At 39.3% G+C, this 22,276-nt stretch carries 17 protein-coding genes; 12 read left to right on the forward strand and 5 right to left on the reverse strand.

From position 1 onward, the window contains the following. Positions 1 to 169 precede the first annotated feature (169 nt). The 11 genes from ACYQ35_RS01075 (at position 170) to ACYQ35_RS01125 (ending at position 16,302) form a co-directional block, all read left to right on the forward strand. Complete coding sequence (locus tag ACYQ35_RS01075; RefSeq protein ID WP_459829301.1) at positions 170 to 1,537, forward strand: carbohydrate ABC transporter substrate-binding protein; 1,368 nt, start codon at positions 170 to 172, stop codon at positions 1,535 to 1,537. An 82-nt stretch (positions 1,538 to 1,619) separates the two neighbouring features. Next, entirely contained in the window at positions 1,620 to 2,510 is an 891-nt protein-coding gene (locus ACYQ35_RS01080; RefSeq protein WP_009462206.1) for a carbohydrate ABC transporter permease, read from the forward strand. Between the two features lie 15 nt (positions 2,511 to 2,525). After that, positions 2,526 to 3,401, forward strand: coding sequence for a carbohydrate ABC transporter permease (locus ACYQ35_RS01085; protein WP_459829304.1), 876 nt, complete (start codon positions 2,526 to 2,528; stop codon positions 3,399 to 3,401). Positions 3,402 to 3,414: 13 nt separating this feature from the next. After that, a complete protein-coding gene (locus ACYQ35_RS01090) occupies positions 3,415 to 3,582 on the forward strand; it encodes a DUF6903 family protein (protein WP_009462204.1) in 168 nt (55 codons plus the stop codon). A 179-nt stretch (positions 3,583 to 3,761) separates the two neighbouring features. After that, complete coding sequence (locus ACYQ35_RS01095) at positions 3,762 to 4,688, forward strand: nucleotidyltransferase family protein (RefSeq protein ID WP_009462200.1); 927 nt, start codon at positions 3,762 to 3,764, stop codon at positions 4,686 to 4,688. After that, complete coding sequence (locus tag ACYQ35_RS01100) at positions 4,688 to 5,800, forward strand: phosphotransferase enzyme family protein (protein ID WP_009462198.1); 1,113 nt, start codon at positions 4,688 to 4,690, stop codon at positions 5,798 to 5,800. Before ACYQ35_RS01095 ends, ACYQ35_RS01100 begins: the two co-directional genes overlap by 1 nt. Positions 5,801 to 5,839: 39 nt before the next feature. Continuing rightward, the gene (gene galE, locus ACYQ35_RS01105) at positions 5,840 to 6,856 is read left to right on the forward strand and encodes a UDP-glucose 4-epimerase GalE (protein ID WP_009462196.1); all 1,017 of its coding nucleotides are present in this window, start codon (positions 5,840 to 5,842) and stop codon (positions 6,854 to 6,856) included. Between the two features lie 117 nt (positions 6,857 to 6,973). Then, on the forward strand, positions 6,974 to 9,016 hold the full coding sequence (locus ACYQ35_RS01110) for a DHH family phosphoesterase (protein ID WP_459829310.1): 2,043 nt from the start codon (positions 6,974 to 6,976) through the stop codon (positions 9,014 to 9,016). Position 9,017: 1 nt separating this feature from the next. Then, complete coding sequence (gene rplI, locus ACYQ35_RS01115; RefSeq protein WP_009462192.1) at positions 9,018 to 9,464, forward strand: 50S ribosomal protein L9; 447 nt, start codon at positions 9,018 to 9,020, stop codon at positions 9,462 to 9,464. Between the two features lie 12 nt (positions 9,465 to 9,476). Continuing rightward, entirely contained in the window at positions 9,477 to 10,817 is a 1,341-nt protein-coding gene (dnaB, locus tag ACYQ35_RS01120) for a replicative DNA helicase (protein ID WP_009462190.1), read from the forward strand. A 292-nt stretch (positions 10,818 to 11,109) separates the two neighbouring features. Beyond that, complete coding sequence (locus ACYQ35_RS01125; protein WP_459829314.1) at positions 11,110 to 16,302, forward strand: glycosyl hydrolase family 95 catalytic domain-containing protein; 5,193 nt, start codon at positions 11,110 to 11,112, stop codon at positions 16,300 to 16,302. A 50-nt stretch (positions 16,303 to 16,352) separates the two neighbouring features. On the opposite strand, the gene ACYQ35_RS01130 is transcribed toward ACYQ35_RS01125, so the two are convergent. The 5 genes from ACYQ35_RS01130 to pflB form a co-directional block, all read right to left on the reverse strand. Beyond that, a complete protein-coding gene (locus ACYQ35_RS01130) occupies positions 16,353 to 16,928 on the reverse strand; it encodes a MerR family transcriptional regulator (RefSeq protein WP_009462186.1) in 576 nt (191 codons plus the stop codon). A gap of 187 nt (positions 16,929 to 17,115) precedes the next feature. Beyond that, positions 17,116 to 17,286 carry a DUF362 domain-containing protein gene (locus tag ACYQ35_RS01135; protein WP_009462184.1) on the reverse strand — a complete coding sequence of 57 codons (171 nt, stop codon included), beginning with the start codon at positions 17,284 to 17,286 and terminating at the stop codon, positions 17,116 to 17,118. Positions 17,287 to 17,386: 100 nt separating this feature from the next. Continuing rightward, on the reverse strand, positions 17,387 to 18,145 hold the full coding sequence (gene pflA, locus ACYQ35_RS01140) for a pyruvate formate-lyase-activating protein (RefSeq protein WP_009462182.1): 759 nt from the start codon (positions 18,143 to 18,145) through the stop codon (positions 17,387 to 17,389). Positions 18,146 to 18,410: 265 nt separating this feature from the next. Beyond that, the gene (gene grcA3 / locus ACYQ35_RS01145) at positions 18,411 to 18,653 is read right to left on the reverse strand and encodes an autonomous glycyl radical cofactor GrcA3 (RefSeq protein WP_009462180.1); all 243 of its coding nucleotides are present in this window, start codon (positions 18,651 to 18,653) and stop codon (positions 18,411 to 18,413) included. Positions 18,654 to 18,682: 29 nt separating this feature from the next. Further along, complete coding sequence (pflB, locus tag ACYQ35_RS01150; protein WP_009462178.1) at positions 18,683 to 20,794, reverse strand: formate C-acetyltransferase; 2,112 nt, start codon at positions 20,792 to 20,794, stop codon at positions 18,683 to 18,685. 295 nt (positions 20,795 to 21,089) lie between these two features. Here pflB and ACYQ35_RS01155 point away from each other — a divergent pair, with 295 nt between their 5' ends. Next, on the forward strand, positions 21,090 to 22,250 hold the full coding sequence (locus ACYQ35_RS01155) for a substrate-binding domain-containing protein (RefSeq protein WP_459829321.1): 1,161 nt from the start codon (positions 21,090 to 21,092) through the stop codon (positions 22,248 to 22,250). Positions 22,251 to 22,276: the final 26 nt, after the last annotated feature.

A 22,276-nucleotide genomic window follows, 5' to 3' on the forward strand; every position in this document is an offset into this window, starting at 1 on the left:
CCTGCGGCGATTTTTACAATAATCCATACTTTTTATAAATTTAGTGTTTTTAATATCCGATAGCAAGATATATAAAAAGAAAGACAAGATTGCTATAGAAAAAGTGACGGAAGTGGTGTAATATAATGATTAGAAAATGAACAGAATTAACAAAAGGAGGAAGTTAATTATGAAAATGAGAAAAGTGACAGCACTTTTACTTTCAGTTGCCATGATTGCTACATTAGCAGCAGGTTGCGGTAGCAAAGACAAAGATGCTAAAAAGGACGGAAAAACAGTTCTTAAAGTAGCAGCATTTGAAGGTGGTAACGGAGCACAGATTTGGAAAAATATTGAAAAGGCTTTTGAGGAAGAAAACAAAGATGTTGATATCGAATTACATCTTTCATCTGAATTAGACAAAGACTTGACAAAAGACATCAAGAACGGAAATGTACCTGACGTTGTATACTACAACTTAGGACAGCCAAGCGGTTTCACAGAAACAATGTTAAAAGAAAAAGCAATCGCTGACATTTCTGATGTATTTGATGATGAATTAAAAGAAAAATTAGTTCCTGGTATTACAGACAATGCAGCAGCACAGCCATACGGTGATGGTAAAATCTACTTAGCACCAATCACATACACACCAACAGGTTTATGGTACAACAAAGACTTATTTGAAGGACCAAACAAAAAATATGACCTTCCAACAACTTGGGACGAGTTCTTTGCACTTGGTGACAAAGCAAAAGCAGACGGAGTTTCATTACTCACATACCCAATTCCAAGTTACTTTGATACAACAATGTACCAGATGTTAGCACAGGCTGGCGGAATTGATTTCTACAACAAAGCAGTAAACTACGATAAAGATACATGGACATCAGAAGCAGGTAAGAAAGTATCTGATACAATTTCAAAAATTGCTCAGCCAAAATATGTTCACCCTGACACAGTTGCTAACGCAAACGCAGAAGGTGGATTCAAACTTAACCAGCAGAACGTAATCGACGGAAAAGCATTATTCATGCCAAACGGTAACTGGGTAATCGGTGAAATGGCTAACTCTACTCCTGAAGGATTTAACTGGGGTATGATGGCACCACCTAAATTCAGCGCAAACGATGAAAAACACTTCATCTACACATTTACAGAACAAATGTGGGTACCTGCAGAAGCAAAAGAAATGGATTTAGCAAAGAAATTTGTTAAATTTATGTACTCTGATAAAGTTGTTGACTTAATGTTAGCAAACGAAACAACAAACAAAGAGACAGGTGAAAAATCAGCAGCGCCAATCGTAGCACCAGTTGCTGGAGCATCTGACAAATTACCTGCAGGAACAATCAAAGATACTTATACATTAGCAAACTCAGAAGGATACGAAACAGTATCCGGTGCATGGGCTACAACAAAACCAATTGAAGGTTTTGATATGAAAGCAACTGTATACGGTTCAATTGACGCTTTGAATTCAGGTGAAATGAAAGCAGCAGACTACAACAAGTTATTAGTTGATACATGGAAAAAATTAGCAGAAAACGTAGAATAATTAATCAAAGTAGTTTAAGTTAGTTATTACAAACGGTGAGTTGTTATGACTCACCGTTTTTTAAAGGAGAAGGATAAGACCTATGAACAGAAAACGCTCAGAAAGACGATTTATCTTTGCTTGTTTGGCTCCGGCTACGATTTTATTAGTTCTCTTTATCTTTATTCCGACAATTGATGTATTCCGTATGTCTTTATACCGCATGGGTGGTATTACTAATCAGAAAACATTTATCGGATTTGAGAACTTTAAAACATTAATGGGAGATAAGAGTTTCTTGCAGGCTATGCAGAATACGATTTTAGTTATCGTACTTGTAATGCTTTGCACAATCGTACTTGCTGTTTTATTCGCAGCATTGTTAAACAGAGGAACATTTAAAGGAAAGAATTTCTTCCGTGTTATCTTCTATATTCCAAATATTTTGTCAATCGTTGTTATTGCAGGTATTTTTGGAGCGATTTATAATCCAAGCACAGGTTTATTAAATACATTTTTAGAGGCAATTCATTTAGACGGATTGACGCATAAATGGATGGCAGAGCCGAATATTGTAATCTACTCTGTAATCTTTGCACTTGTATGGCAGGCAATCGGATATTACATGGTTATGTATATGGCAAGTATGGCTGCAATTCCACCTGATTATTATGAGGCTGCATCACTTGACGGTGCTACGGAATTACAGATGTTCTTCAAGATTACATTCCCATTAATCTGGAGCAATATCCGTACAACATTAACATTCTATATCATCAGTACAATTAACTTAAGTTTCCTTTTTGTTCAGATCATGACAAACGGTGGACCAAATGGAAAGACAGAAGTTGGATTAAACTATATGTATAAACAGGCATACGGTAACGGTGCATACGGTTATGGTATGGCGATCGGTGTAGTTATTTTCTTATTCTCCTTCATCTTAGCAGGAATTGTAAATAAGATTACTGACCGTGAAGTATACGAATTTTAGGAAAGGAGAGCAAAAATGGGAAAAAAGAATAGAAAACCAACCAGTTTCATCTATAAATTATTCATCTATGTGGCTCTCTTTACGTTAGCAATTTCGATTATTATACCGGTTGCATGGGTGTTTATGGCGAGTTTGAAACAGAACTCGGAATTTATTGGAGCAAATGTCAGTCCTTGGGCATTGCCAAAGGAATTTTTCTTCCAAAACTTTGTAATTGCATTTAGAGATGCGAATATGGGAACATTCTTCCTTAACTCTGTAATTGTTACGGCGTTGGCATTGATTTTACTTCTTGTATTAGCATTGCCTGCATCTTACGCTCTTTCAAGATTTAATTTCAGAGGAAAGAAAATCTTAAACTTGGGATTTATGGCTGGTTTATTTGTAAATATCAGTTATATTGTAATTCCGATTTTCTTAATGTTAAGTGAAGTGGACAAGGCGTTAGGAATGGAGTTCCTTTTAAATAACCGTTTTGTATTGGCGTTAGTTTATGCGTCCAGTGCGTTGCCGTTTACAGTATATCTGTTAAGCGGATATTTCCAGACACTTCCAAAAGGATTCGAGGAAGCGGCTTACATAGACGGTTGCGGATATTTTAAAACAATGGTTAAAATTATGATTCCAATGGCAAAACCAAGTATTATTACAGTTATTCTGTTTAACTTCCTGTCATTCTGGAATGAATACATCATTGCCTACACATTAATGGACGGAAATGATACATTAGCAATGGGATTGAAAAACTTAATGGCAGTTGAAAAAACAGCGACAAACTACGGTATTATGTACGCTGGTTTGGTTATCGTTATGCTGCCAACATTGATTTTATATATCGCAGTTCAGAAACGTTTAACAGAGGGTATGACTCTCGGCGGATTGAAAGGTTAGGAGGTAGACAGTAATGAAAAATTCAGTGAGAAATATTATTATGTGCATTGTTTTCGTTATTTCCTTAGCCTTGATTATCATCGGACAGAGAAATATTTCGGTTTCAGGATTGATGATGGAAATAGTAGGTCTGATAGGACTTTTAACACTTTTGTTTGTTTACAATCACAGATTTAAGTAAGAAAAAGGGGGTATCGCAATTGAGCGATACCCCTGATTTGTATTTGAAAAGAAATTCGGTAAAGTGAGGACGATTGTACAAAGATAGAAAGAAATCCCCTAAAGATTTGCAAATAAAGTTGATATAATATAATAGATAGTATAAAATGTAGTTAGAAAAAATGTGATGGAGGCAGAGAAATGAAAAAACCAGTATTAGTAATTATGGCGGCAGGTATGGGAAGCCGTTACGGCGGGTTAAAACAAATTGATCCGGTAGATGAACAGGGACATATTATTATGGATTTCTCAATTTTTGATGCAAAGAGGGCAGGATTTGAGAAAGTTGTATTTATCATTAAGAAAGAAAATGAAAAAGACTTCAGAGAAGTAATCGGGAAACGCATGGCGAAACACATGGAAGTTGCATATGTATTCCAAGATCTTCACAATCTTCCAGAAGGATTTTCTGTTCCGGAAGGCAGGGTAAAACCGTGGGGAACAGCGCACGCAGTGTTGAGTGCGATTGATGAGATTGACGGGCCATTCGCAGTTATTAATGCTGATGACTATTATGGAAGACATGCTTTCCAGACAATTTATGATTATTTATCTACACATGAAGATGATGACAAATACCGTTATACTATGGTAGGATATGAATTACAGAATACAGTTACGGACAACGGACATGTTGCACGTGGAATCTGTCAGGTAAGCGCTGACGGCAAACTGGAAGGAATCCAGGAGAGAACACGCATTGAGAAACGTGAAGGCAAAATTGCATTTACGGAAGATGACGGAGAGACATGGACATATGTGCCGGGTGAAACACTTGTATCCATGAATATGTGGGGATTTACAAGAAGTATTCTGGAAGAAATCCAAAAAGGCTTTCCTGCATTTTTGGAAAAAGGACTTGCTGAAAACCCAATGAAATGTGAATATTTCCTTCCTACAGTTGTAGACAATTTGGAGAAAGCGGGACGTGCGGAAGTAAGCGTACTGTCTTCAAAAGACAAATGGTTTGGCGTAACTTACAAAGAGGACAAACCGGTTGTAGTGGAAGCAATCAGAAAAATGAAAGAAGACGGATTATATCCGGAAAAATTGTGGGGAGAAGAATAATGACAGCAGAAATGAATAAAGGGCAAAGAGAAGCGATTGAGAGTTATCAGTTTGCGGGAGAATTAGTTGATGTAAGACCATACGGAAGCGGTCATATTAACGATACATATTTAGTGACATTGAAAGAAGACGGAAGTGAGAAGAAAGTTATCCTTCAGAGAATGAACAAAAACATTTTCACAAAACCGGTTGAGTTGATGGAAAACGTTTTGGGCGTTACTTCTTATTTGAGAGAGCGTATTATTGAAAACGGTGGAAATCCGGACAGAGAAACATTGAATGTGATTCCGACATCGGAAGGAAAACCATATTTTGTGGATTCTGAAGGGGAATACTGGAGAGCGTACAAATTTATTACGGGCGCGACAAGTTATGATGCGGTGGAGACACCGGAGGACTTTTATCAGAGCGCAGTATCTTTTGGAAATTTCCAGCGTCTTTTAGCAGAATATCCTGCTGAGACACTTCACGAAACAATCGAAGGTTTCCACGATACAAAAGCACGTTTTGCTGTTTTCAAAAAAGCAGTGGAAGAAGATGCCTGCGGTCGCGCGGCGTCTGTGCAGAAAGAAATCGATTTTGTTCTTGCTCATGAAGATGTGGCAAACGTATTTGGCGACATGCTCGCAAAAGGAGAACTTCCTCTTCGTGTAACACACAATGATACAAAATTAAACAACATTATGATTGATGATGAGACAAGAAAAGGTATCTGTGTAATCGACTTAGATACAGTTATGCCGGGACTTGCGATGAATGACTTCGGTGATTCCATTCGTTTTGGTGCAAGCACAGCAGCGGAAGATGAACAGGACTTAAGCAAAGTTTCATGTGATATGGGATTGTTTGAAATTTATACAAAAGGTTATATCGAAGGCTGCGGCGGACGCCTGACAGAGAAAGAAATCGAAATGCTTCCAATGGGTGCAAAAGTAATGACATTTGAATGTGGAATGCGTTTCTTGACAGATTATTTGGAAGGTGACCACTACTTTAAAATTCACCGTGAGGGACATAACTTAGACCGTTGCCGCACACAGTTTAAACTTGTGGAAGACATGGAAGCAAAATGGGATACGATGCAGGAAATCGTAAAAAAGTACAGCAAATAATCAGGTAACATTTAAAAGTTTTATACAGGAGGTAAGGATATGAGAATTTTAGTAACAGGTGGAGCAGGATATATTGGAAGCCACACATGTATCGAATTAATTCAGGCGGGATACGATGTAGTTGTAGTGGATAATTTGTGCAACTCATGTGCCGAGGCATTAAACCGTGTGGAAAAGATTGTAGGAAAACCAATCAAATTTTATGAGGCAGACATTCGCGATGCGAAAGCAATGGAAGATATCTTTGCTAAAGAAGATATCGATGCAGTTATCCACTTTGCAGGATTAAAAGCAGTAGGGGAATCTGTTCAGAAACCATTGGAATACTATGACAATAACATCGCAGGTACATTGGTACTTTGTGACGCAATGAGAAAAGCGGGAGTGAAAAACATTATCTTCAGTTCATCTGCAACTGTATACGGAGATCCTGCATTTGTTCCGATTACGGAGGAATGCCCAAAAGGACAGTGTACAAATCCATACGGCTGGACAAAATCAATGTTAGAGCAGATTTTAACGGATTTCCACACAGCAGACCCTGAATGGAACGTTGTATTACTTCGTTACTTCAATCCGGTTGGAGCGCATAAGAGCGGAACAATCGGAGAAAATCCAAAGGGAATTCCAAACAACTTAATGCCGTACATTACACAGGTGGCAGTTGGTAAATTGGAATGTTTAGGTGTATTCGGCGATGATTACGATACACATGACGGAACAGGCGTAAGAGATTATATCCATGTAGTAGACCTTGCGGTAGGACATGTAAAAGCTCTGAAGAAAATTGAAGAAAAAGCGGGCGTATGTGTTTACAACTTGGGAACAGGAAACGGATATTCTGTTTTAGATATGGTAAAAGCATTCAGCAAAGCATGCGGAAAAGAAATCAAATACGAAATTAAACCACGCAGAGCGGGAGACATTGCGGCATGCTACGCAGACCCTGCAAAAGCAAAGGCAGAATTAGGCTGGGAAGCAGAAAGAGGACTCGACGAAATGTGCGAAGACTCATGGAGATGGCAGTCAAATAATCCAAACGGATACGCAGAATAGGAAGCAGATAAAAAATAGATTGTGTTTTAATACACAGTCTATTTTTTATTCCTTTCAAAATGGAGGAAAGGGTGGTATAATAGAATATTATATTAAGGTTTTATAGAGGGTAGGTATATGAAGAAAGAGATTCAGTTTAAAGGACAACTCCGACTGTATATGCAGTGGCCGGCAATCATGATGATTCTGCTTGTAGCGATGAATATATGGATTTACCAGATTGACAAAAAAGCGGGATTTGTAATGACAGCCTTTGTTTTGATTTACGGAGTGATTGTAGGAATACTTTATTTCTATAATAAATCACTGTTGTTGTCGGAACTCGTGGAATTTGCGGGACAGTACGGAGCGGTTCAGAATGTATTATTAAAGGAATTGTCAATACCGTATGTTATCCTTTTGGAGGACGGAAATGTCATTTGGGGCAATGAGCAATTTTCTGAAATGATGGAAGGAAGAAAAGAGAAATATTTAAGCAAGTATATTCCGGAACTGAACAGAGGACTGTTCCCGTCAAAAGAGGGTGTGAAGACAAAGACGGAGATATCTTACGGGGATAGGGAATATGAGGTGGAATTTTCTAAAATATCCGTTCAGGATTTCAACGAGGCAGAACCGCTTGTGGAGATTCCAAAAGGAAAAGATTATTTTATCACCGCATATTTTCGTGATATTACGGAATTGAAAAGATATATCAGAGAGAACGATGAGCAGCGTCTCGTTTCGGGATTGATTTACATTGATAACTATGACGAGATTATGGACAGCGTAGAGGAAGTAAGACAGAGTCTTCTTGTGGCACTGATAGACCGTAAAATCAACCAGTATATTGCCAATGCAGACGGAATTGCGAAGAAACTGGAGAAGGACAAATATTTTATTGTCATCAAGAAGCATTTCTTTGAGCAGATGAAGGAAGACCGTTTTTCTGTTTTGGAGGACGTGAAGAATGTCAGTATCGGAAATGATGTTCCGGCTACACTCAGCATAGGTTTTGGACTGAGCAGCGACACCTATGCACAGAGTTACAACTATGCCCGTGTATCTATCGACCTTGCTCTTGCAAGAGGCGGCGATCAGGCGGTTGTAAAATCTCCGGAGGGAATCGAGTATTTCGGAGGAAAGAGAGAACAGACTTCTAAGAACACCAGAGTAAAAGCTCGTGTTAAGGCGGAGGCGCTGCGTGAGTTTATCGCAGCGAAAGACCGTGTTATCATTATGGGACATAAAATCGGAGATGTGGATTCATTCGGTGCGGGTATCGGTATTTACCGCGCGGTGACGGAGATGGAGAAAGAGGCACATATTGTCATCAATGACATTACAAGTTCTGTGCGCCCGCTTTACGAATCGTTTACGAAAAATCCGGCGTACCCTGACGATATGTTCCTCACATCTAAAAATGTGGAAGATTATGTAGATAACAATACAATGGTAGTTGTCGTGGATACAAATAAGAGAGAACTGACAGAGTGCGAGGACTTGCTTGACTGGGCGAAAATGATTGTCGTTTTAGACCATCACAGACAGGGAAGTGACGTGATAGAGGGAGCAGTTCTTTCCTATATTGAACCGTATGCTTCTTCCACATGTGAGATGGTTGCAGAGATTTTACAGTATATTGTAGACGACGTAAAACTTCCGTCTATGGAAGCGAGCAGTATGTATGCGGGAATTATGATTGATACAAATAACTTTATGAACCGTGCGGGAGTTCGTACATTTGAAGCGGCGGCATTCTTGAGACGGTGTGGGGCAGACATTACATTTGTGAGAAAAATGTTCCGTGAAGATATGGAGACGTACCGTGCGAAAGCACAAATTATAAGCAGTGCGGAAGTGTATCGCGATATTTATGCGATTGCCCGCAGTGAAAACCTGAAGATTGACAGCCCTACGATCGTGGGGGCTCAGGCGGCGAATGAACTGCTTGATATTGGAAATGTAAAGGCGTCTTTTGTTTTGACTCAGTATAATGGGAAAATTTATGTCAGCGCAAGGTCTATTGACGAGGTAAATGTACAAATTATTATGGAAAGAATCGGCGGAGGCGGGCATATGACTACTGCCGGAGCACAGTTTGCCCACACGGATATGGATAAGGCTATTGACGTATTGAAACAGACGATTGACGTGATGATTGAAGAAGGAGATATTTAAGATGAAAGTAATATTATTGGAAGACGTAAAATCACTTGGAAAAAAAGGACAGATTGTAAATGTAAATGACGGATATGCAAGAAACTTTATTTTGCCGAAGAAATTAGGGTTGGAAGCGACAGGCAAAAACTTAAATGATTTAAAATTACAGAATGCAAATAAGGAAAAACTTGCACAGGAAGCGCTGGAGGCAGCGCAGGAACTTGCGAAAAAGATTGAGGCAGGTAAAATTGTTGTTCCAATTAAAGTGGGAGAAGGGGGAAGAACATTCGGCTCTATTTCCACAAAGGAAATTGCGATAGAAGTAAAAAATCAGATGGGTTATGATATTGATAAAAAGAAAATTCAGTTAAAAGATGCCATCAAAACTTTGGGAACACATAACGTTCCAATTAAATTACATCAGAAAGTAGTTGCAGAACTGAAAGTAAATGTAACGGAAGGCTAGGAGGAAAACCGCATGGACGAGGCACTCATCAAAAGAGTTTTGCCACATAGTATAGAGGCGGAGCAGTCGGTTGTCGGCGCGATGCTGATGGACAAAGACGCAATCATGACAGCGGCAGAGATTATCAGCGGGGAAGACTTTTATCAGACGTCCTACGGAGTTATTTTTGATGCTATCGTAGAATTGTTTAATGAGGGGAAACCGGTGGATTTGATTACTCTTCAGGAGAGATTGAAGGAAAAAGATGTTCCTGCGGAGATTAGCAGCCTTGAATTTGTAAGAGATTTGGTGACGGCCGTTCCGACTTCCGCAAATATAAAATATTATGCGGAGATTGTGTCTGAGAAAGCAATGCTGCGCCGTCTGATTAAATTAAATGAAGAGATTGCGAATACATGTTATTTGGCGAAAGAGCCGCTGGAAGCAGTCCTTGAGATGACGGAGAAGAAGGTTTTTGAACTTGTGCAGAAGCGAAACTCAGGCGATTTTGTTCCGATTAAACAAGTTGTATTAAATGCGTTGGAGAGAATTGAGAAAGCCTCCAAAAACAAGGGAACGGTAACGGGGATTCCTACAGGATTTTTGGATTTGGACTATAAGACATCGGGGCTTCAGCCTTCAGACTTAATTCTGGTTGCCGCCAGACCATCTATGGGAAAAACCGCATTCGTATTGAACATTGCACAGCATGTTGCGTTTAAGGAGAATAAGTCCGTTGCCATTTTCAGTCTGGAGATGTCAAAAGAACAGTTGGTCAATCGTCTGTTCTCTCTTGAGTCACAAGTGGACGCCCAGTTGCTTAGGACAGGTAATCTGAAAGATTCCGACTGGGAAAAATTGATTGAGGGGGCTGGAATTATCGGGAAATCCAATCTGATTATTGATGATACTCCCGGAATTTCCATTTCTGAATTGAGATCTAAATGTAGAAAATATAAATTGGAAAAAGGCTTGGACATTATCATCATCGACTACCTGCAGTTGATGACTGGACGTGTCGGCGGGAGAAGTGAGTCGAGACAACAGGAAATCTCAGATATTTCACGTTCTCTGAAAGGGCTGGCAAGAGAATTGAACGTGCCGGTTATTGCCTTATCACAGTTGAGCCGTGCCGTGGAACAGCGTCCCGACCACAGACCGATGATGTCGGATTTGCGTGAATCCGGTGCGATTGAGCAGGACGCGGACGTTGTTATGTTTATTTACCGTGATGACTATTATAATAAAGATACGGAAATGAAAAACGTGGCGGAAATCATTATCGCAAAGCAGAGAAACGGTCCGATCGGTACAGTCAATCTGACATGGCTGCCAAACTATACGAAGTTTGCAAATTATTTAAAGAAAGAATAGGAAGAACTCCTGATGATATTCATCGGGAGTTTCTTTTTGTCTAAAATTCTTAAAGATTTTTATACAGCCTGTTTTTAAAAAGAAATATGACAAGCATATTTTCATAAAAAATAAGAACTATAAAACTATAAATTAGTAAATCTGTATAATTATAATCGTGATTAACTGGTAAAATATCACAAATAAGAGAAAATAATGAAAAAAAACAAGTAAAAAATGCAAATCATAAATTTTTGTGCAGAGATATACTTAAAATAGTATTCTCAAACAATATAAAAAGGAAGGAAATAATATGAAAAGGAAGAATTTGAAAAAAGTTTTGGCAGGGTTATGTGCGCTCACATTAACTGCGACTTCTATTCCATTTTCGACACAGGCAGAGGCAACAAAAGAGACGCCGAAAAAAGAAAGCGGACTGCGTCTCCGGTACGACGAGCCTGCGTCAAAAGGGAAGAATATTTTAAATGGCGGAAGTTTTGGCACGACGGCAGAAGACAACACATGGCAGCAGCATACACTTCCGATTGGAAACAGTTTTATGGGAGCAAATGTTTATGGTGAAATCGGTAAGGAAAGACTGACATTTAACCAGAAGACACTTTGGAACGGTGGTCCAAGTACAAGCAGACCGAATTACAAAGGCGGTAATAAAGATACAGCGGACAATGGAAAGAAAATGTCTGACGTATATAAGGAAATTATCGAGTTGTATAAGAAGGGCGAAGATGCCAAAGCAAATGAACTTGCAAAGAAATTAACGGGAGAAGTTGCAGGTTACGGCGCTTACCAGTCATGGGGAGATATTTATGTTGATTTTAAGTTTGATGAAAGTCAGGCGAAAAATTATGTCCGTGATTTAAACATGGAAAATGCAGTGGCATCAGTTGACTTTGATTACAAAAATACAAAGATGCACAGAGAATACTTTGTCAGTTATCCTGATAACGTATTGGCGATGAAATTTACTGCAGACGGCAATGAAAAATTAAACTTAGACATTTCATTCCCGATTGATAACGCAGAAGGTGTTACAGGTAAAAAACTGGGAAAAGATGTACAGACAACGGTTAAGGATAATACGATTACAGTTGCTGGAGAAATGCAGGATAACCAGTTAAAACTGAACGGAAAACTGAAAGTGGAGACGGAGAATGGTACTGTAGAGGCGAAAGACGGAGATAAACTTCATGTTGCCAACGCTTCAGAAGTAACTGTCTATGTTTCAGCGGATACGGATTACAAAAACGATTATCCAAAATACCGCACAGGCGAGACAAAAGAACAGTTAAACGACAGTGTACAGAAGACAATTGATAAAGCAAGCAAAAAGGGATACGAGAAAGTAAAAGAAGATCATATCGCTGACTATACGGAAATTTTTGACCGTGTAGATTTGGATTTGGGCCAGAGTGTTCCAACAAAAACGACAGATGTTTTGTTAAATGATTACAAGGCAAAGAAAAACACGGCGGCAGAAGACCGTGCATTGGAAGTTATGCTGTTCCAGTACGGAAGATATTTGACAATCGCTTCTTCAAGAGCAGGCGATTTACCTTCCAACTTACAGGGAGTATGGCAGAACCGTGTAGGTGACCATACCAGAGTTCCGTGGGCATCAGACTACCATATGAATGTAAACTTACAGATGAATTACTGGCCGACTTATTCTACAAATATGGCAGAGTGTGCGACTCCGCTTGTAGATTATATTAATTCCCTTGTTGAACCGGGAAAAGTAACCGCAAAAACATATTTCGGTGTGGAAAACGGCGGATTTACCGCACATACACAGAATACACCGTTTGGCTGGACTTGTCCGGGTTGGGATTTCAGTTGGGGCTGGTCACCGGCTGCACTTCCGTGGATTTTACAGAACTGTTGGGAATACTATGAATATACAGGCGATGTAAAATATATGGAAGAACATATTTATCCGATGTTAAAAGAGGCGGCATTGTTATATGATCAGATTTTGATTGAGGATACGAAAACAGGAAGACTTGTTTCCGCACCGGCATATTCTCCTGAACACGGACCGGTTACAGCGGGAAATACATATGAGCAGTCATTGATCTGGCAATTATACGAAGATGCGGCTACAGCTGCAGAAATTTTAAATGTAGACAAGGATAAGGCAGCACAGTGGCGTGAAAGACAGGCTAAATTAAAACCAATCGAGATTGGTGACAGCGGTCAGATTAAAGAATGGTATACAGAAACAACATTAGGAAGTATGGGACAAAAAGGACACAGACACATGTCACATTTACTCGGACTTTTCCCTGGAGACTTGATTTCTGTAGACAATCCGGAATTTATGGACGCAGCCATCGTTTCTCTGAAAGAAAGAGGAGAAAAGAGTACAGGCTGGGGAATGGGACAGAGAATTAATGCGTGGGCAAGAACCGGAGACGGAAATCAGGCACACAAATTAATTCAGAATTTATTTAATGACGGTATCTATCCAAACCTTTGGGATACACACACACCATTCCAGATTGACGGAAACTTTGGTATGACATCAGGCGTGTCAGAAATGTTATTGCAGAGCAACATGGGATATATCAACATGCTTCCTTCGTTACCTGACGTGTGGGCAAACGGAAGCGTAAAAGGTCTTGTTGCACGCGGTAACTTTGAAGTAAGCATGAAATGGGCTGACAAAAATGTAACAGAGGCAACTATTTTATCTAACAATGGCGGAACGGCAACTGTACAGGTAAAAAATGCTTCTTTGGCTACTGTTTTAGATGAAAACGGAAAAGTAGTAGATGTAAAACCGGTTTCAGCAGACAGAATTTCATTTGAGACAACAAAAGGTCAGACATACACAATTAAAAATATTCCTGAGGGTGTAGAAACACCGACAGGTCTTGCAGCAGAGAGAGTGGACGATAACAGCGTAGATTTAACTTGGGACGAAGCAAAAACTGAAGGAAGAACATTTAACGTATACCGCAAAGTAGAAAATGGTGACGTACAGTTAATCGCAAGTGATGTAAAAACAAACTCTTACAAAGACATTACTGCAGATAAAAGACTGGGAGCAATGAAATACCAGATTACAGCGGTAGTTGCCGGTCAGGAATCAAAGAAATCAGAGTTCGTTTCCGTAAACGATATGAGTGATATGGCAGGCATGATTGATGATACCGACAGCCGTGTGGTATATCAGGGAGCATGGGGAGACTGGAAAGAAGACGTAAACTACAATGGTACAATCAAATATTTGAACACACCACAGGGAGGCGAAACGGCTTCACTTACATTTGTGGGAACAGGCATTGAAGTTATTACCTGTACAAACCATGACAGAGGGAAAATAGAAGTATTGATCGATGGCAAGTCCTATGGAGAAGTGGATACATACAGTGCACAGACAAAACGTCAGCAGACTATATTCACAAAGAAAGATTTGTCTGAAAAACCTGAGAAACATACAATTACTTTAAAAGTATTAAATAAGAGCAGCCAGGGTGAAGGAAAATCTACAAAAGTAGAATTAGATGCTTTCAACGTATTAGACAGTACAACTGTAAAACCTTCTTCTGTAAAAGTGGCTACAGTATCAGGTATCACAACAGTAGGAAAAGCAAACAGCACTGTACAGATGAAAGCAGAAGTGTTGCCAAAAGACGCTAAAGATAAGAGTGTAACATGGTCATCTTCAGACAATTCGATTGCAACGGTAGATGAAAAAGGTGTTGTAACTGTAAAAGAGCAAAACGGTGATGTGAAAATTACAGCAACATCAAAAGCAGATGCATCGAAAAAAGGAGAGATGACATTAAAAGTTGCCATTAAGAAAAATAATGAAGTTCAGGAAACAGTTGTGGAAGATGGAACAAAAAATGGCAGCACAGGTACCAGAAACGATAAAATCACATGGAATGGAACGTGGACTACATGGGCTGGTGAAACAAAGCATCACGGCGGAACGAAAACAGAAACCGGAAGCGGAGCAGATGCCGTAGGCACTTACTTTGAATACAAATTCACAGGAACGGGAATTGAAGTTTACAGCCATAAAAATACAACACAGGCAAGTTTTGCAGTATATATTGACGGTAATTTAGTACAGGATAATGTTTCCCTTGATGGAAATGATGTGGCGCAGTCATTGGTATACTCTAATAAAAATCTTACAAATGCAGAGCATACAATTAAGTGCGTTGTAAAAGCGAGAGACGGAAAAAATCAGGCAAACCTTGATTATTTAAAAATCTTCTCACCTGTGGAGAGTGTTAAAGTAGACAAATCTAAATTACAGGATACAATTACAGAGGCGTCAAAACTTTCTGAAGATGCATACGCAAAAGATAAATGGGCAACATTTAAAGAAGTTTACGATAAAGCCGTTGAAGTAATGAATAAAGACGCTGCGACACAGGAAGAAGTTGATAAGGCGCAGAAAGATTTGGCAGATGCAATTAAAGCGCTTGGAAAAGCGCAGGCTCCTGTCGTAACAGATGAAACAGGAAAAGCAATTCTTGTTGAATCTAAGTTGGTTGCATTAGAGTGGGATACAGTTCGCGGAGCAACATCTTACGAAATCGTAGATGAAGAGCATAACGTGAAGGCAGAAGCAACAGATACATTTGTAAAAGTAACCGGATTGAAACCGGGAACAACATATAACTTCAAGATTTACGCAGTAAATGAAGGCGGAAAATCAGCGAAAGCAATTGAAGTAAATCATGTGACAACAACAGATCCAAATGCAGACAACACACTTCCTTCCGTAACAGATATTGTAAAAACGGTTATCGGAAAAGACAGTGTAAAATTAACATGGAAAGCGCCGGCAGGCACAGAAGCAGCAGGATACACAGTATATGTGGACGGTGTGAAAAAAGGAACAACAGATAAAGAAGAGTTCACTTTGGCAGGTCTTGAAAAAGACAAGACATATGTAGTAAAAATCATTGCATTCGACAATGAGGGACATCAGTCACTTCCGGCACAGTTTGCATTTGTATTCAGCGAAGAAAAAGAAGAACAGGTAATCGTAAGTGTATCAGAACCTGCAGGATTAACGGTAGAAAAAGGAACTGCTTTTGATAAGTTAAATTTACCAAAAACAGTTATGGTACAGTTAGAATCAGGTTTAAACAAAGAACTTTCAGTTAAATGGCAGAAAGGCGATTACAACGAAAAAGAAGACGGTGTTTACACACTGAAAGGAAAACTAGAATTAAAAGACAATATTACAAATCCAAATAATATTTCTGCAACAATTAAAGTAACTGTTAAATCAGAAACAATTACTCCGCCGAATCCGGACGGAAGCGGAGATAACAATAATGGCAATAACAATAATGGAAGTAACAGTGGAAATAATGGCGGAAATACAAATGGAGGCAACAACAACCCTAATAGTCCTGTAAAAACAGGAGATACAGCACCTATTGCATTGTGGGGACTTATCGGATTATGTGCTATTGCAGGCATTGGATTTGTAGTTAGAAAAAGAAGAGTGAAATAAAAATTAATACAAAAACGGGTACATAACAAATGGTGTTATGTACCCATTTTTTAGACTTCTCCGGCGCCTAACAGTCGTCTTAATTTTCTTGCGGGAGATTTTCCTGCTTCTTTTCGCAATGTCTGCTGTTGGCGAATAAGGGAATCCAGTTTTTTGAAACGCTCTTCTTCCTGCCGTTCTTTTGCCTGCAGGAGAAAACCGACTTCTTTTGTCACCTTGTCACTCACTGCTCTTGTAACAGATTCTTCTAATATTTTATTGTTTTGCGCAAGAATATTTTGAAAAGCCTGTCCAAGAAGTGCCTGTACCTGTTCACGTTTATGATCCTGTACAACTTCGGCTTTGGAAACCGTTACCTCGTGCATGTTTTTTGCCTGTGACATTTTCTGTTCTTTCAGGCGAATAATGTCGGGAATCATTGCTTTTAAGTCCTTCAAAAACATTCCCTGTTCTTTCAGTTCCTTGATACAACGGAATAATTGTATGTTCTCTTCTGTATAGTACCGATGCCCCATTTCCGTACGCCCGATAGGGAGTTCCAGTTCTTCTTCCCAATAGCGCAGAACGTGAGTCTCTACGTTGACACGTTTTGACGCCTCGGAAATCATATAATGGACTTCGCCCATATAATCGCCTCCTAAGTTGTTCTATATCGTTTTAAGACATATTTATCATACCACAGAATATAGGGAAAATAGGGAAGTTTTGACCGCAAGTTTTGACAATATTCGTGAAGATTTGAGAGAACATAAAAAAGAGAGCATTGCCTTTGCAATACCCTCTTTAGACTGTTGCTCACTATACGATTTTATATTATTCAGCAGAAATTGCTCCTGTTGGACACTGCGCTGCACAAGCACCACAGTCTACACAAGCGTCAGCAGAAATTTCGTAGTGGTCAGCACCCTGTGAGATTGCTCCTACTGGACATTCAGCTTCGCAAGCACCACAACTTACACATTCATCACTAATTACGTGTGCCATAGTATGTATCCTCCTTTTCGTTTGGTAAATAGTTTCACCGTTTATAGTTCCTATTTTAATACAAAACAAAGAAAGATACAAGAGAATTTATGCTCTGAATTTAATACAAGTTTTCCTTTTTGCCTTTTTTATAGGCGGAAAGAATAATGTTTTTGGCCGCAGCCGCCTCTTCTTTCGTTGCCTCGCGGGTGTCTTTCAGTGGGTAGTCCATACCCAGATTATCGTACTTTACTTTTCCCATGGAGTGGTATGGGAGAACGTCGAGCGCTTTTACGTTGTTTAAGGTACTTATAAATTTACCCAAGCGTTCCAAATATTCCTGGTACAGTGTAATGCCCGGAACGACAACGTGACGAATCCATACAGGGACGTTCTTCCCGTCAAGATATTTTGCGAAAGCAAGAATATTTTTATTTGAGTGTCCTGTCAATTCTTTATGTTTTTCGTCATCAATGTGTTTGATGTCGAGCATGACTAAATCAGTAAGTCCAAGCAGAATATTTAATTTATTCATAAAGACTTCATTTTCAGGCTGGAACATAACTCCTGAGGAATCTATACAGGTGTGAATTCCGTCTTTTTTTAACTGAGTGAATAATTCGATAAGGAAATCCATCTGCATCATCGGTTCGCCGCCTGTAACGGTCACGCCGCCATTGCGGTAAAACGGACGGTTTGTATAAAAGCCTTCCAATACTTCCGCAACAGTGTGCTGTTCGCCTGTATTTACTTTCCAAGTGTCAGGGTTGTGACAATACTGACATCTCATCGGGCAACCCTGCAGGAAAACAACGTAGCGGATTCCCGGTCCGTCAACCGTCCCACAACTCTCAATAGAGTGGATATAACCTTTTGTCATGATAAAACCTCCTCGTATTTTGTATGCTAATAACTCGCAAAACGCCCTGTCGGGCTATTCCGTCGCTACACGACTATTTTGCTCGTATATATTCATGCGCGATAAAAAGTGTCCGCGCTTACTCGCAAAACGCCCTGTCGGGCTATTCCGTCGCTACACGACTATTTTGCTCGTATACGTGCGTCCACTCCGTTAATGCAAAACCGGACAAATCCTCATGCAAGCATGAATTTGCCCGGTTTGATTAACGTCTGAATTTTATCGCTTACATGCCTTCGTGGAATGTACGTGAAATAACGTCGTCCTGCTGTTCTTTTGTTAATTTAATAAAGTTTACTGCGTATCCTGAAACACGAACTGTTAACTGTGGGTAGTTTTCAGGGTGTTTCTGAGCGTCTAATAATGTTTCTCTTGTGAAAACATTTACGTTTAAGTGGTGTCCGCCCTGTTCTACATAACCGTCTAACATATTTACTAAATTATCAATCTGCTGCTGATTTACTGCCATAGTAATTACCTCCTATATTGTTTTATCTACTATTCGTTGTCAATGCTTTCCATAATGTTTGGAATGTTACAAGCCTGATTTCCGCATTCTTCGATTCTGTCTAAGTCAAGATCTCCTGCAAAAATCTGGTCTTCTTTTCCTAATGCTCCAGGAATGATTGAGAATGTATTTGAAATACCGTCCTGAGCATGTCTGAATGGGATCTTAGCAACTGATGCAAGAGATGCTAATGCTCCGTGAGAGTCACGTCCGTGCATTGGGTTTGCTCCCGGTGCTAATGGTTCTCCCATTTTTCTTCCGTCAGGTGTGTTACCTGTTTTCTTACCATATACTACGTTAGAAGTAATTGTTAAGATAGAAGTTGTTGGAACACCGTGACGATATGTGTGGTGTTTTCTTACTTTGTCCATAAATGAACGAACGATGTCAACTGCGATTTCGTCAACACGGTCATCGTTGTTTCCGTATTTAGGGAAATCTCCTTCTACTTTGTAATCTACAACTAATCCGTCTTCATCTCTTACAGGTGTTACTTTAGCGTATTTAATAGCGCTTAATGAGTCGGCAACTACAGAAAGTCCTGCGATACCTGTAGCAAAGTAACGTTTTACATCTCTGTCATGAAGAGCCATCTGAAGTTTTTCGTAAGAATATTTATCATGCATATAATGAATGATATTTAATGTATTTACATAAAGTCCTGCTAACCATTCCATCATGTCGTCGAATTTCTGCATTACATCATCGTAATCAAGAACATCGCCTTCTACTGCGCGGTATTTTGGTCCAACCTGAATTTTAAGTTTTTCATCAATACCACCGTTGATAGCGTATAATAAACATTTTGCAAGGTTTGCACGTGCTCCGAAGAACTGCATTTCTTTACCAACTCTCATTGAAGATACACAGCAAGCGATTGCGTAGTCATCTCCGTGAGTCTGACGCATTAAATCATCATTTTCATACTGGATAGAAGATGACTTGATTGACATCTTAGCACAGTATTCTTTGAATGCGTGTGGTAAACGTGTTGACCAAAGAACTGTTAAGTTTGGTTCCGGAGCAGTTCCTAAGTTGTCTAATGTGTGTAAGTAACGGAATGATGTTTTTGTAACAAGTGGACGTCCGTCAACACCAACACCACCGATTGATTCTGTTACCCATGTTGGGTCACCTGAGAATAATGCGTTGTATTCAGGTGTACGTGCAAATTTAACAAGACGTAATTTCATAATAAAGTGGTCAATGTATTCCTGAGCCTGTTCTTCTGTGATTAATCCTCTGTCTAAATCACGTTTGATATAGATATCGATAAATGTAGAAGTACGTCCAAGACTCATGGCAGCACCGTTCTGTTCTTTAACTGCTGCAAGGTATCCGAAGTATAACCACTGAATTGCTTCTTTTGCGTTTGAAGCAGGTTTTGTAATATCGTATCCGTAGATTTCACCTAATTTAGCTAAGTCGCTAAGTGCACGGATCTGTTCAGATAATTCTTCGCGAAGACGAATGTTATCTCCTGTCATTCTTACTAAAGAAGTAGCAAGCTGCTGTTTCTTATCTTCGATTAACCAGTCTGTTCCGTATAATGCAACACGACGGTAGTCACCGATGATACGACCACGTCCGTAAGCATCAGGAAGTCCTGTGATGATAGCGGATTTTCTTGCAAGTCTCATTTCAGGTGTGTAAGCATCAAATACACCCTGATTATGTGTTTTTCTGTATTCTGTAAAGATTTTTACGATTTCAGGGTCTACTTCGTATCCGTTTTCATGACAAGCATTCTGTGCCATACGGATACCACCAAATGGCTGAAGGGAACGTTTGAAAGGTTTGTCTGTCTGGAAACCAACGATCTGCTCTAAGTCTTTGTTTAAATATCCAGGTCCGTGAGAAGTAATTGTAGATACGATTTTTGTATCCATGTCTAATACTCCGCCTGCTTCGCGTTCCTGTTTAGAGAGATCCATTACCTGAGCCCAAAGTTTTGTAGTAGCTTCTGTTGGTCCTGCTAAGAAAGAGTCGTCTCCTTCATATGGAGTGTAGTTCTCCTGAATAAAGTTACGGACATTTACAGATGTACGATTCCAGCGACCAGGTTTAAATCCGTCCCAACTCGCATTCCAGTTTTTTTCCATTTTAAAAATCCTCCTAAATATGTTTACTTTATAATGTCACCAGAAGAGTGTATTTATACACAATTCTTTAGTTTGTTAAAATATTCACTACGCTTAGATTATAAGGAAAAAAGAAACACCAGTCAATAGTATAACAACGGTTAGATTGTACTAAATTGAATACAGTATACAAGTGAGTACAATTTTCCTTTGCCAAATCGTAAAATTAAGAAAATATTTATTCTTTTTTCACAAAATTAGTGTATAGTAACATTATTAAAAAAAGAATGTAAAATAATTAGGAGTGTATAAAGAGATGAAAAGAAAGTTACAGGTGCTTTTAAGCTTAGTCTGCACTGCGGTATTATTTTCTTCATGTGCCTCAACAGACACACAGAAAGAGAACGTGATACAAAAAGAAGAAGGAAGAAAAGTAAATGAAAAGCAGAGCAATCTTGATGTATTAAATCCAATTGCATACAGCGATGTGTCGGGAATCAAACTTGAACCAGGTTCTTACATATCTATAATAGGAAAGAGCAATAACGGTGAATTTTGGGAGGAAGTAAAAGCGGGAGCAGAGAGAGCGGCGGAAGATTTGAATGCCGCTTTAGGATATAAAGGGGAAGACAAGATTAAAGTAAATTATAGCGGGGCTTCCAAAGGTGAGAATATTGAGGATCAGATTAATATTTTAGATGAGGAACTGGCCAGAAATCCGGTTGCTGTCGGAATAGCGATTATTGACTCAACGGCCTGTGAAGTGCAGTTTGATTTGGCTGCGGAGAATGGTATTCCGATTGTTGCATTTGACTCGGGAAGCGATTACAAAAATATTCAGGCAATGTGTTCAGCGAACAACAGCGAAATCGGTAAAACAGGCGCTACAAAGTTGGCATCTGTTTTGGACGATACAGGTGAAGTGGCATTGTTTGTACACGATAAAGAATCCACAAGTGCAAAACTTCGTGAAGAAGGATTTTTAAAAGAGATACAGGAAAATCACCCTAATATTAAAGTCCCTCTTGTGTACCATTTAGATGACTTGGAAGAAACAGCGAAGACGATTGCTTCCGAGAGAAATAAGAACAAGAAGGAGGGAGAGAAAGATGTTCTCCCTGAGGAGATAACACAGACGGAAGCGATTCAGTATGTGTTGAAGAAAAACCCTAATATAAAAGGTTGTTTCTCAACAAATATTAGTGCAAACGAGGAATTGCTGACAGCGTTGGAAGGGGAAGACAGAGATTTAAAAATTATTTCAGTGGACGGTGGAGAAAGCCAGTTACAAGCGCTCAAAGATGGAAAAGTGAACGGTCTGATTGTGCAGAATCCATATGCGATGGGGTATGCTACAGTGATTTCAGCGGCGAGAGCGTCACTTGGAATGGGAAATCAGGCATTTATTGATTCAGGATTTATTTGGGTTACAAAAGATAATATGAATAAGAAAACAATTAAGAGAATGTTATATTAAAAGAGAGGGAGAAAATTACATTTCTC

It is taken from the genome of Faecalimonas hominis (genome assembly GCF_054660755.1).

Coding starts and splice junctions, on each gene's coding strand:
- ACYQ35_RS01075 (WP_459829301.1), top strand. CDS start 170: ATGAAAATGAGAAAAGTGACAGCACTTTTACTTTCAGTTGCCATGATT.
- ACYQ35_RS01080 (WP_009462206.1), top strand. CDS start 1,620: ATGAACAGAAAACGCTCAGAAAGACGATTTATCTTTGCTTGTTTGGCT.
- ACYQ35_RS01085 (WP_459829304.1), top strand. CDS start 2,526: ATGGGAAAAAAGAATAGAAAACCAACCAGTTTCATCTATAAATTATTC.
- ACYQ35_RS01090 (WP_009462204.1), top strand. CDS start 3,415: ATGAAAAATTCAGTGAGAAATATTATTATGTGCATTGTTTTCGTTATT.
- ACYQ35_RS01095 (WP_009462200.1), top strand. CDS start 3,762: ATGAAAAAACCAGTATTAGTAATTATGGCGGCAGGTATGGGAAGCCGT.
- ACYQ35_RS01100 (WP_009462198.1), top strand. CDS start 4,688: ATGACAGCAGAAATGAATAAAGGGCAAAGAGAAGCGATTGAGAGTTAT.
- galE (WP_009462196.1), top strand. CDS start 5,840: ATGAGAATTTTAGTAACAGGTGGAGCAGGATATATTGGAAGCCACACA.
- ACYQ35_RS01110 (WP_459829310.1), top strand. CDS start 6,974: ATGAAGAAAGAGATTCAGTTTAAAGGACAACTCCGACTGTATATGCAG.
- rplI (WP_009462192.1), top strand. CDS start 9,018: ATGAAAGTAATATTATTGGAAGACGTAAAATCACTTGGAAAAAAAGGA.
- dnaB (WP_009462190.1), top strand. CDS start 9,477: ATGGACGAGGCACTCATCAAAAGAGTTTTGCCACATAGTATAGAGGCG.
- ACYQ35_RS01125 (WP_459829314.1), top strand. CDS start 11,110: ATGAAAAGGAAGAATTTGAAAAAAGTTTTGGCAGGGTTATGTGCGCTC.
- ACYQ35_RS01130 (WP_009462186.1), bottom strand. CDS start 16,928: ATGGGCGAAGTCCATTATATGATTTCCGAGGCGTCAAAACGTGTCAAC.
- ACYQ35_RS01135 (WP_009462184.1), bottom strand. CDS start 17,286: ATGGCACACGTAATTAGTGATGAATGTGTAAGTTGTGGTGCTTGCGAA.
- pflA (WP_009462182.1), bottom strand. CDS start 18,145: ATGACAAAAGGTTATATCCACTCTATTGAGAGTTGTGGGACGGTTGAC.
- grcA3 (WP_009462180.1), bottom strand. CDS start 18,653: ATGGCAGTAAATCAGCAGCAGATTGATAATTTAGTAAATATGTTAGAC.
- pflB (WP_009462178.1), bottom strand. CDS start 20,794: ATGGAAAAAAACTGGAATGCGAGTTGGGACGGATTTAAACCTGGTCGC.
- ACYQ35_RS01155 (WP_459829321.1), top strand. CDS start 21,090: ATGAAAAGAAAGTTACAGGTGCTTTTAAGCTTAGTCTGCACTGCGGTA.